This is a genomic window from Carboxylicivirga agarovorans, from assembly GCF_050589845.1.
Taxonomy (GTDB): Bacteria; Bacteroidota; Bacteroidia; order Bacteroidales; family Marinilabiliaceae; genus Carboxylicivirga; species Carboxylicivirga agarovorans.
In genome coordinates, this window is record NZ_JBNGPA010000066.1 from 1 (window position 1) to 9178 (window position 9178).

General features: G+C 30.4%; 12 protein-coding genes. 4 read left to right on the forward strand and 8 right to left on the reverse strand.

Annotated features, from left to right (window positions below):
- Positions 1-122 precede the first annotated feature (122 nt).
- From ACRD69_RS25010 to ACRD69_RS25020, 3 genes are all read right to left on the reverse strand, one after another.
- The gene (locus tag ACRD69_RS25010; protein ID WP_430817869.1) at positions 123-350 is read right to left on the reverse strand and encodes a hypothetical protein; all 228 of its coding nucleotides are present in this window, start codon (positions 348-350) and stop codon (positions 123-125) included.
- Between the two features lie 84 nt (positions 351-434).
- Complete coding sequence (locus tag ACRD69_RS25015) at positions 435-863, reverse strand: hypothetical protein (protein ID WP_430817870.1); 429 nt, start codon at positions 861-863, stop codon at positions 435-437.
- Between the two features lie 149 nt (positions 864-1012).
- Complete coding sequence (locus tag ACRD69_RS25020; protein WP_430817871.1) at positions 1013-1720, reverse strand: hypothetical protein; 708 nt, start codon at positions 1718-1720, stop codon at positions 1013-1015.
- 440 nt (positions 1721-2160) lie between these two features.
- Here ACRD69_RS25020 and ACRD69_RS25025 point away from each other — a divergent pair, with 440 nt between their 5' ends.
- Positions 2161-2502: a hypothetical protein gene (locus tag ACRD69_RS25025; protein WP_430817872.1), complete on the forward strand. Its 342-nt coding sequence runs from the start codon at positions 2161-2163 to the stop codon at positions 2500-2502.
- 89 nt (positions 2503-2591) lie between these two features.
- Here the strand turns inward: ACRD69_RS25025 and ACRD69_RS25030 are convergent, their stop codons facing one another.
- The 4 genes from ACRD69_RS25030 to ACRD69_RS25045 form a co-directional block, all read right to left on the reverse strand.
- Positions 2592-3734, reverse strand: coding sequence for a hypothetical protein (locus ACRD69_RS25030; protein ID WP_430817873.1), 1143 nt, complete (start codon positions 3732-3734; stop codon positions 2592-2594).
- Between the two features lie 18 nt (positions 3735-3752).
- A complete protein-coding gene (locus ACRD69_RS25035; RefSeq protein WP_430817874.1) occupies positions 3753-4868 on the reverse strand; it encodes a hypothetical protein in 1116 nt (371 codons plus the stop codon).
- A gap of 13 nt (positions 4869-4881) precedes the next feature.
- Positions 4882-5988 (reverse strand): hypothetical protein, encoded by a 1107-nt coding sequence (locus ACRD69_RS25040; RefSeq protein ID WP_430817875.1) that lies wholly within the window; start codon positions 5986-5988, stop codon positions 4882-4884.
- Between the two features lie 153 nt (positions 5989-6141).
- Positions 6142-6264 carry a hypothetical protein gene (locus ACRD69_RS25045; RefSeq protein ID WP_430817876.1) on the reverse strand — a complete coding sequence of 41 codons (123 nt, stop codon included), beginning with the start codon at positions 6262-6264 and terminating at the stop codon, positions 6142-6144.
- Positions 6265-6403: 139 nt separating this feature from the next.
- Here ACRD69_RS25045 and ACRD69_RS25050 point away from each other — a divergent pair, with 139 nt between their 5' ends.
- A complete protein-coding gene (locus ACRD69_RS25050; protein ID WP_430817877.1) occupies positions 6404-7573 on the forward strand; it encodes a hypothetical protein in 1170 nt (389 codons plus the stop codon).
- Here the strand turns inward: ACRD69_RS25050 and ACRD69_RS25055 are convergent, their stop codons facing one another.
- Positions 7574-8392: a hypothetical protein gene (locus ACRD69_RS25055; RefSeq protein ID WP_430817878.1), complete on the reverse strand. Its 819-nt coding sequence runs from the start codon at positions 8390-8392 to the stop codon at positions 7574-7576. It abuts the gene before it with no gap.
- A 143-nt stretch (positions 8393-8535) separates the two neighbouring features.
- On the opposite strand from ACRD69_RS25055, the gene ACRD69_RS25060 reads away from it, so the two are divergent.
- Positions 8536-8742, forward strand: coding sequence for a hypothetical protein (locus ACRD69_RS25060; RefSeq protein WP_430817879.1), 207 nt, complete (start codon positions 8536-8538; stop codon positions 8740-8742).
- Complete coding sequence (locus ACRD69_RS25065; protein WP_430817880.1) at positions 8735-9085, forward strand: hypothetical protein; 351 nt, start codon at positions 8735-8737, stop codon at positions 9083-9085. The genes ACRD69_RS25060 and ACRD69_RS25065 overlap by 8 nt, the downstream gene beginning before the upstream one ends.
- The last annotated feature ends 93 nt before the right edge of the window (positions 9086-9178 follow it).

Consider the following 9178-nt stretch of genomic DNA (forward strand, 5'->3'; position numbering starts at 1 on the left):
TCTCCTTAATCTTTGATTCGGCACTTTGCTTCTTCTGTTTCATTATTGAACTTTTATTGGTTGATAAATTAAGAATTCATCTCTTAACTTTTATACCAATCTGTCCAAATTAAGCTGAAGACCTACAGATGAATAATTAGATTTCCCCCTTTACTTATTCCGATAACTTTATAACCATACTCTCCGTCAGTTTCGGGTCCTATCCAAGTAGGTATCTCATACAAGAAAGCAGATTCCATTTCATCAACATTATTTGGGTCTGCAACAGTGAAGTTAACCTTTTCTAGTTCCTGAATAATTTGTTTTTGACAATCAACTATAATTTCGCTTAATGAACCGTTATGTACCATTAGTGTAGTTTTATAATTAGTAATGAATTGGATTATAAATATCCTACCCAATTAAGGGTAGGAAGTAGAGCGATGTAAATAGGCTTATTTTAATAGAGTTAAGATATCTTTACCCTCTTTTGTTTTTAAGGCTCTTTCAACCATATTGAAAAACACTGCACAAATGGTATCACTTGCCTCTCCATTTGGAGGCATTAAATCACATTGTTCCAATGATCGACCTATTGCTTCATAGCCTTCAAGAAAGTTAGGATTGAATTGAGTCCAAATATATTGTAGAATATAAACCTGCTCGTAAACTGATTTTTCTTGGTCCTTCTTCTCAGGTAAGAATAAATCAAGTATATCGGAATTTACCTTTGCGTTAGGAAAATAATGTAATGACTCATCTATGAACCTTTTTTTATTCTCAACGCTTGATGGATAAAAATCGGATAGTTCACGACTTACAAGACGGTAGAGTAGGTCAGAAAAAACCTTCTTCACTTGATTTTTACTTTTTACTTCATTCATAAAATTTACTTTTAGTTTATATTAATTATTAGACATAGTTATCCCAGTGACAAGATGGTGTCTTGAAAATTTTTCAATTGGACGTACTTTGGGTATTATACTAACTGACGTGTTAGTATTTGACTAATTAATAGGATTTTGTGTGATTGTTACTTTTCGTTTCGTTCCTTTTCCATACTTGCTAGGATAAGTCTTTCGAATAACTCATCATCATTAGCAATAAGGTCTTTTATAACTTGAGGATTAACTTTAGCTAATACCTCCTTTGTAATATCATCCCTTTGTTCGGAATAGTAGTAAGCTGCAAATTCATTTAGGGTTTCAGCTATAAAGGTGTCGGGATGGAAGTCAGTAAAGTTAGTTTTCCGCTTCTCCATCGTTTGAGCAAAACCCATAGATTCGAAGTCTGAGTTTTCAATTAGACTGATATCGGTTTCAGTTAATGGTAGCTCATTATCAAAGTTACCGTTTTGGATGTTACTATACTTGTTTTTATAAGTAAGTTCCTGACATTCGGTAAATATTTGTTCGACAACTACAATTATATCCTTGATGAACTTGATGTGTTCCTTACCATTTTTAATCCCTCGGTATGAACGAACACTTAGAGTTTCCTTTACAATATCGTCAAGTTGACTTTGACCTGCTACGGATAAATCGCAATATACCTCTGATGCATACTCAACATCCTTGATACCTAGATAATGCTTTTGTAGGTATTTGACATACTCATCCTTGAATGTTTGAACTATAACTTTAGCAGGAGATTGACTTTGTGTTCCTATACCTAATCCGCCCTTTACAGTATTTGCATTACGGTTGAACCCAAAGGCCATTCTTTGATTAATTTTAGTCATACTTTCGATAATGTTTTAGATACAATACTAATAAGAATTTATTAATAGTATTCCTTTACTGGATACATCAGCAATAAAAGTTCATTTCACGAATCATTTTACTTACTGTGTGAGTGTGTGTCTGAAATACGGGGAATTATACGTAAGGATGCGAAATAAAGTTGCAAAAACATTTGGAATTAATAAATATATTCTTAATGACATTTATTAAGTGTCTGATATATAAAGTAAAACAATGAACACTTTTTTTAAGAATTTATTATCAGAACAAGGTAATATATCAAGTAAACGCTTCATAATGCTTATAGGAATAGTCCTAATACTAATTTTAATGGTAGTTGATTTCTGTGGAATCGTTATAAAAGAATATATGTGGTGGAGTTGTTTATCTCTTGTAACTGGTAACTCAATATTAACCGTATTAGAAAAATTAAAGAAGAATGGCTAAAGAGTTTCGTTTCAAAAAATGGCAAGAGAAATATAACGAGATTTTGATGAATCATTATCCTGACGATTACCAAAGAATTGTATTGAGTAATTGTAAGTATGATGAAGAGGAAGAAGTAATACCAGTTAAAGTAAAGACTTATTACAAGTATCGTAAGACAGGTAGTAAATCAACTCGTATCACTTTAGATGAAGTTATATCTATAATAAAAGAAACTGGTAAGGTAAGAGGTAATCTAATTTGTAAGAAATTTAATATATCTGCTAGAACTTTACAGAAGGTATTGGAGAATCATAACACATCCTTAACGAAACTCAAAGAAACTTACCAATAAGTCGGGTATATAAGATGTACATACTTTAAAGATTATTTTTTGATTTTAAGGAGTGACTGAAAGGTCACTCCTTTTTTGCTTTTTAGCCTTTAAGAAGACTTTTCTTTGGATGCAATATACTCTTCATAATAATAGGTCAAAAGATTTCTAAATATAGAATCAATAGGCATACATTGCAAAACACCTTGTTCTCCATCTGGAGTATTTAAGGCGTAATTAATAAATTGGTTAACTATATCTTTTTTGTCATTTTTCCTTAATGCAATTTCAGCTAGAATTAAATATGGAAGAGGTTCAGTATTAGTTATTTTTATAGCATCAAGTGCCAAAAGTCTTGCTTTGTTAAAATCTTTATTGGAAACAATTTCTAGGTATGCCAATTCTGCTTTTGACCTACCTAATAGCGGATATTCTTTTAATATGTTTTCTAAAAATTCAATTCTTTGTTCTGTATTAATACCATCTAAACTATTATCTCTATCGTAGTAGTAATAGTTTCTGTTATTAGAAACAATATCTTTCATAGGACACCGAAAGGAAGGGTTGTTAATACCGTAATTGTTCCACCAGTCAGATAACTTCTCGAATCTAGGCACATCAGAAAGCATTATTTTATCAGGAGAAACATATCTACTATTATTTTGGTAAGGTGCGTAGTTAGTAATTTTACAAATTGAATTTACGGCCATTAAAGACATAAAAATATTGGGGTCATTAACGGCAATGTTGTATAATTCTTCAATTAAATAGTTATAACCTTTTACTCCTATCTCACTTAAGGCTGCTTCTCTCGCTTCATCCATATTAGGAAATACGTTAACCCTAGTAGTATAGTAATAAAGGTTTTCAACTGACCAATTCATATTTTCACCAGTACTCTTTTTTATTAATCTTAAATGTGCTTTTTCTCTTAGGCTTTTCTCACACATTTTTCTTGCACCAATCATTCCTTCCTCTATCATTTTTCTTTCGGAATCGGTCAATTCATTAATAGAGTGTGGTAAATTTATAAGTTCTATATACGAGGGTTTATTTCCATTTTCAGTTTCTTGTATAAGAATGTTAATCTTATCTTTTCTTGATTGAATTACCTTCTCAACTTCTGCTTGCTTTCTCTCAACTAAACTAGTCCAGCCAAAATAAGCAGTTGAAATCCCAACAGCAAATGGGATGAAGACCATAAAAAAGAACCTAATTGGGTATGATGAGATGATTAAAAAAAAGTGGTCCATACATTATAAGAATTTAAATTATTGCCCTGGTTTATTAGCCATTATATTTTTTGTTAATTCAAAAATTCCCGAATTTACATTCTGACCTTTTTCACTAATATATCCTGTTGGCTGATGGTCGTAGATAGCTTTTGATACATACCCAAGAAGTTCACTTCTTATTTCATTTGGAACTTCTTCATCTAAAGAATCTGTATATAGTTTATATGAATTAAGAGAGTTTGCTCTATGTCTATTGATTGAATAGTTATGCCTTGCTACCGAGTATTGTTTAAAACAAAAACTAATTACGAAAATAACTATTGCGTACCCCAGTGTTTTCGCCAATAAATTACTGGTTTTATATATTACTTTACCATTCTCGATAACTTCTGTTGGTAGTACCTCTTTGATACTCATACAGTATAAACCATATACAAATGAAATTGATAGAACAATTCCTACAGATAGCCAGAACCAAGAAAGGTATCTACTACTTTTTGCTTCATCTTCATAGATTTTTGCATAATATGAGATGTTTTGCTTGTTCCCAAGTTTAGCTGCTTCTTCAACTAGTGTTTTATATTTAGAAGCTGCCTCCAACATCTCTTGGTTAATTTTTGAGTAGTTCTTTTTTAAATCGTCTAAATTTTTATCTTCATTTTCGCTACTAACCAATGACTTATAAAAAACATATATCTCTCTAAGAGTAATATTATGTGCATTATTAGTGGAACTAATTATTTCTGCACTATAGAAATCGTAGATAGCTCTAGTTACCGAAATAAATTCCTTATTTTGACTAAAATCTTTTCTTTGATATCCATCCATTATAAGATTATCGAACATTGCTCGTTGTGAAAGAGATAGGTCCAGTAATATCTGTTTAATATCCTTCTCATATGATTCTACAGCTGTTTTAAATTCAGAAGGAATTTTAATGGTTTTTTCTTGAATATCTTTTACATCACAAAGTATATTTATTATTTCTTCAAGTTGCTTTTCAGCTCTGGCAAAATCTCTAGAGGCATTTAATTGAGGAGTGATAAAATCATTGATATTTATATCTCTAATATCTTGTTCTTTAACCTTAACTCTATTAACATCTGGGTTGAAATGGGGAGAACTGGGTCTTCTACGGTTGACTTTAGCCATAAGAATAAATTCATTAAGATTTAGTTGGATTATTTCCAACAATGTTTTTAGTTAGTTCGAATATTCCCGAATTTACATTCTGAGTTTTCTCTGATATAAAACCTGTAGGTTGATGGTCATAAATAGTCTTTGCGATATGACCTAATAGTTCATCTTTAGTTTCTTCACTAATATTAGAGGACATTGATAATTTATAGAGGTCATATGAATTTAGAGTATCCGACCTATGCTGATTAATAGTTTGAAGATGTCTTTGGATACTAAACTGTTTAAAGCAGAACGTTATAAAGAATACAGATATAGCTACTAGCATAGCTTTAGTAAATAGATTACCATAATTATATCTGACAAATGAATTAGGAATCTCTTTAATAGTTGCAGTTACTTCCGATGGAAACCAATTGTTAATAGAGGATAATGATAAAAATAAAATAAAACAGAAAATCATTACAAGACCAGTAATTAACCAAGCTAACGCAAATGTTTTATTGTCGTTTGCTTTATCTCCATATACCTGTGCAAAATTCGAGATATTCTTTTCTGCCGTGCTTTTCTTGGCTGATTCTAAGATATTATCAAGTTTAGTCTTAGTTGCTATACTATCATTTATAGCTTCAGTATATGTAGTTCTAAGTTTTTGTAAAGCAAAATGATCAATAATATTATAGCTCGCTTTAACAAATGAATATAACTCAAACAACTTTAGACTTGACCGTTCGGATGAACTGATTAACATTTGTTCAGAATAGATAGAGTTGATTGTATTAGCTATATTAGAGAAATCGCCAAATTTTATATTAATCGGAATTTCAGATTTACCTAATAATTCAGTTGGAAGCTCTTCCGGAAGAATACTCAAAGCAACATTGACAAGTACTTTATTTATATTAATAATAGACTCTTTATATTGTTCTGGTAGTCTGACATTTTGCTCATATACAAGATTCAGTAATTCTTTTGTCAACTCAACCATTTCCAAATATTTGTCTATACTTAACTTGTAGTTATCATCTACTGATTTATAAAGCGAGTTAACTATCCTTTTATTCGCAAAAGGCAGTCTTCTTAAATCCAATATTTTTTCACTATTAGGTAAATACAAACTTTTAGGGCGAGACATAATGTGAAGTTTAATTTGTTACTGGTCATATCAAAGATAACGAAAATAATTTTTCACAATCATAAATATCATTATTCTGAAATTCAGCTTTTAGGGTTCGGCCACACATATTAGAAGGAAGTAGATAAGTGAGTATATGTATGTATATTATAATTATTTAGATATTAATAAATTACACTCTTTAACCTCCTGAATATCATTTAAATTTTTCCTGATTTTTTCCACAATAATTTTCTGTTTTTCAGGACGATATATAGAGTGGATAAGTTCTTTCATTCAAGATTTATTTGGGATTTCATAAGACTCTCATTTTGAGGGTCTTTTTTTGTTTGTCTCCGAAGTTTTAAAAAGTGGAAAAAATTTCAAAATCCTCAGTGATATATAAAGTGAAATCCACTAAAAATAAAATCCAAATATGAAAACACTAACTACAAATCAGTCATTAAGATTGTCACTCGACTTTCTTCTAAATGATTGTTATTCGGATATTCTATCCAAAAATCACATCTTCTTTATCACTCACAAAATATGGAGTGAAACCAGGAAGTCAAATCAGTATTCAAACATTACCAAAAGAACACTTCAATACTTAGGACAAAGATTCAAGGATGATACCGGTAAAAGACAATGGAGATACAAACATATTCTTGACTTATTAACTGAAAAAGGAATCATTGAAATTAATGATAAGTATAGTACAGGACGATTCTCTAAAGGATATAGATTGACCGAAGAATTTATAATGTTATTGAATAAGTATGATAATGAGTTATTGACCTTAGATGTTTCTGATTCAACTTATGATTTACTTATTGGTAATTGTCCTAAACCAACCCACCCTGAACTACTCTTGCATTGGGAATCATTACACAAGATTGAAATTGATTTACAGAAAGCATTCTTAGCAATTGATGATTTAAAAAAGACAAATCCACAAAGAGCCACTAGAGCATTTAAGGATGTTATCAATTTCCTTAATAAACGATTCCACGTATCAAGAAAGAAAGAAACAGGACGTGTTACTTCTCTATTCAATTTATGTGTAAAGGAAATAAGAGAATGCTTCACTTATCAAGGAGAACAAATTGTTGAGTTAGATTTAAAATCCTCACAACCATATTTCTATGCCAATGAGTTAGTGAAATACAATCCAACATCTAAAGACGTTCAAAGATTTTATGATATAGTAGTGAAAGAGGACGTATACGAGTATATCGGAACAAGAATAGGTATTACTGAAAGAAAAAAAATAAAGGAAGAATTCTATTCCTATATGTACAAAACAAAGGTCTATAAATCAGATATGCTAAAACCTAAAGTACAAACAGTAATTGAAAAAGAATTTCCAGAGGTACATACTATAATGGATAACCTTTGTAAAGATGAAACTCCATTATGGTTACGTATGCAAAAGCAAGAAGCTGACATATTCGTAGGCTCTGTTAATAACTTCTTATCAAAAGGAAAAATTGCCTTATCTGTTCACGATGCAATTGCATTTCCTAAATCAATGAGAAAATCAGTTATGTACCAATTAAAAGCTAGGTTTTCAAAAGCAAACCTTATTAACTATACACTAAAATAGTTAGAATGGGTCAATATAGCCACTTATAGCTCTCTTTAAGTCTCTAGGAGTTTTAAACAGTCTTTTAGATTCATCAAAAGACGAAATATATTTGAATATATCTTCCTGTTTTTCTGGGTTAAGTACAAAATCTTCAATGATATATTCACTTCTATCGAAATATTCCTTTACCATTTCTCTAATAAATTGTTTAGAGTATGCTGTACTATGAATATTATTATTAGAATTGTCGTTTCTTCTCATCAATTTCATTTCACTTCTTAAATCCTCGATTGCATTTAAAATGAATTTGTCAGATGAGACCTCCTTTTCTGCTAAGTGAGCTACTTTGTATTCCCCAAAATTCTTTAAAAATGTAGTATACTCAGAATCTGAAGTAGCTGCCTTATAGGTAGCTTGTATCTTTCTCTTTAATGCTTCTTTAAATGTAACAATCTTAGAAAATCTTAAATCTCTAGGATATGTTAAATGCTCAATAATTGAAGTATCAAATGAATAGTCAGTTTTATCATCTTTAACAATTATTGTTGGTTTATCAAAAGCTAATCGCATACCTAATTCAAACATTACATTTGGATTCTTGGCACTTACATCACAAACAACAATATCATTACTATAAAGATTGTGAATTATTCTCTTCTGTATTATTCCACTATCATCCGCATCACTAACCAAAAGTGGTTCAAATTCAGCTTGTCCGATACTTTCTTTAAGTATTTCTAATACCTCTGACCAATGTTCAGCCGAACATCCATCAATAGAAGAAATAGGCATTACAATACCACACCTTTTTATATCTACAGAAGTCTTTGTTGTCATAATAAGATTAGTATATCATTTTGGGAATAGTAAATATACATAATATATTTTGTTTTGTCACATAAGGTAATCTTAAGAATGGTATTTTTTCAGATTTTAGTTTGAATACATATTAAAACCAACCAAAAAATAATCAATATGAAATGGGATATTACAAGAAAGAAATCATCTTCAAGAAATGGGATGAAAGAACTAAAAGAAGAACGAGGTCTGATAAACCTTATCAACCACTAACAACGAATGCAACTTATTCAGAAAACTATTCAATTAGTTTCGAACCTTATCAAAAACCTAATTCAACAATTAGTTGGGATGCACCAGAGAAAATAACTGGTGTATACAATGACTAATCAACAAATAGCAGAATCAAGAGAATCACAATTAGGTTTCTTATTTGCTAACTCATACCCACAATTCATTAAGACTATATCTTTCCCAAAAGGAAAATGCTATGATATGGTTATTCAATCACACACAGGACTAATTACAGCAGTCGAAATAAAAGTAAGGTCATTCAGTCAACATTCTGCATACGGTAAAAGACCTTTCCTACAAAAAGAGAAACTAGAATCACTTATTAAGTATTTAGAGGATACATCAATGAAAGATAATGATGACAAAGAACATTTAATAGGAATCAAGTACCTGAACTTTTTCCTTGTGTTTGACGTCAAAACTTATTGGACAAATTGAAGCTTAAAATTAAGAGATACTTTTAGTTCTACAAACAGCTAAATCATGATGATAATGATGAGCTGTTGGAACTGTTGTAAACTCAAAGAGTTT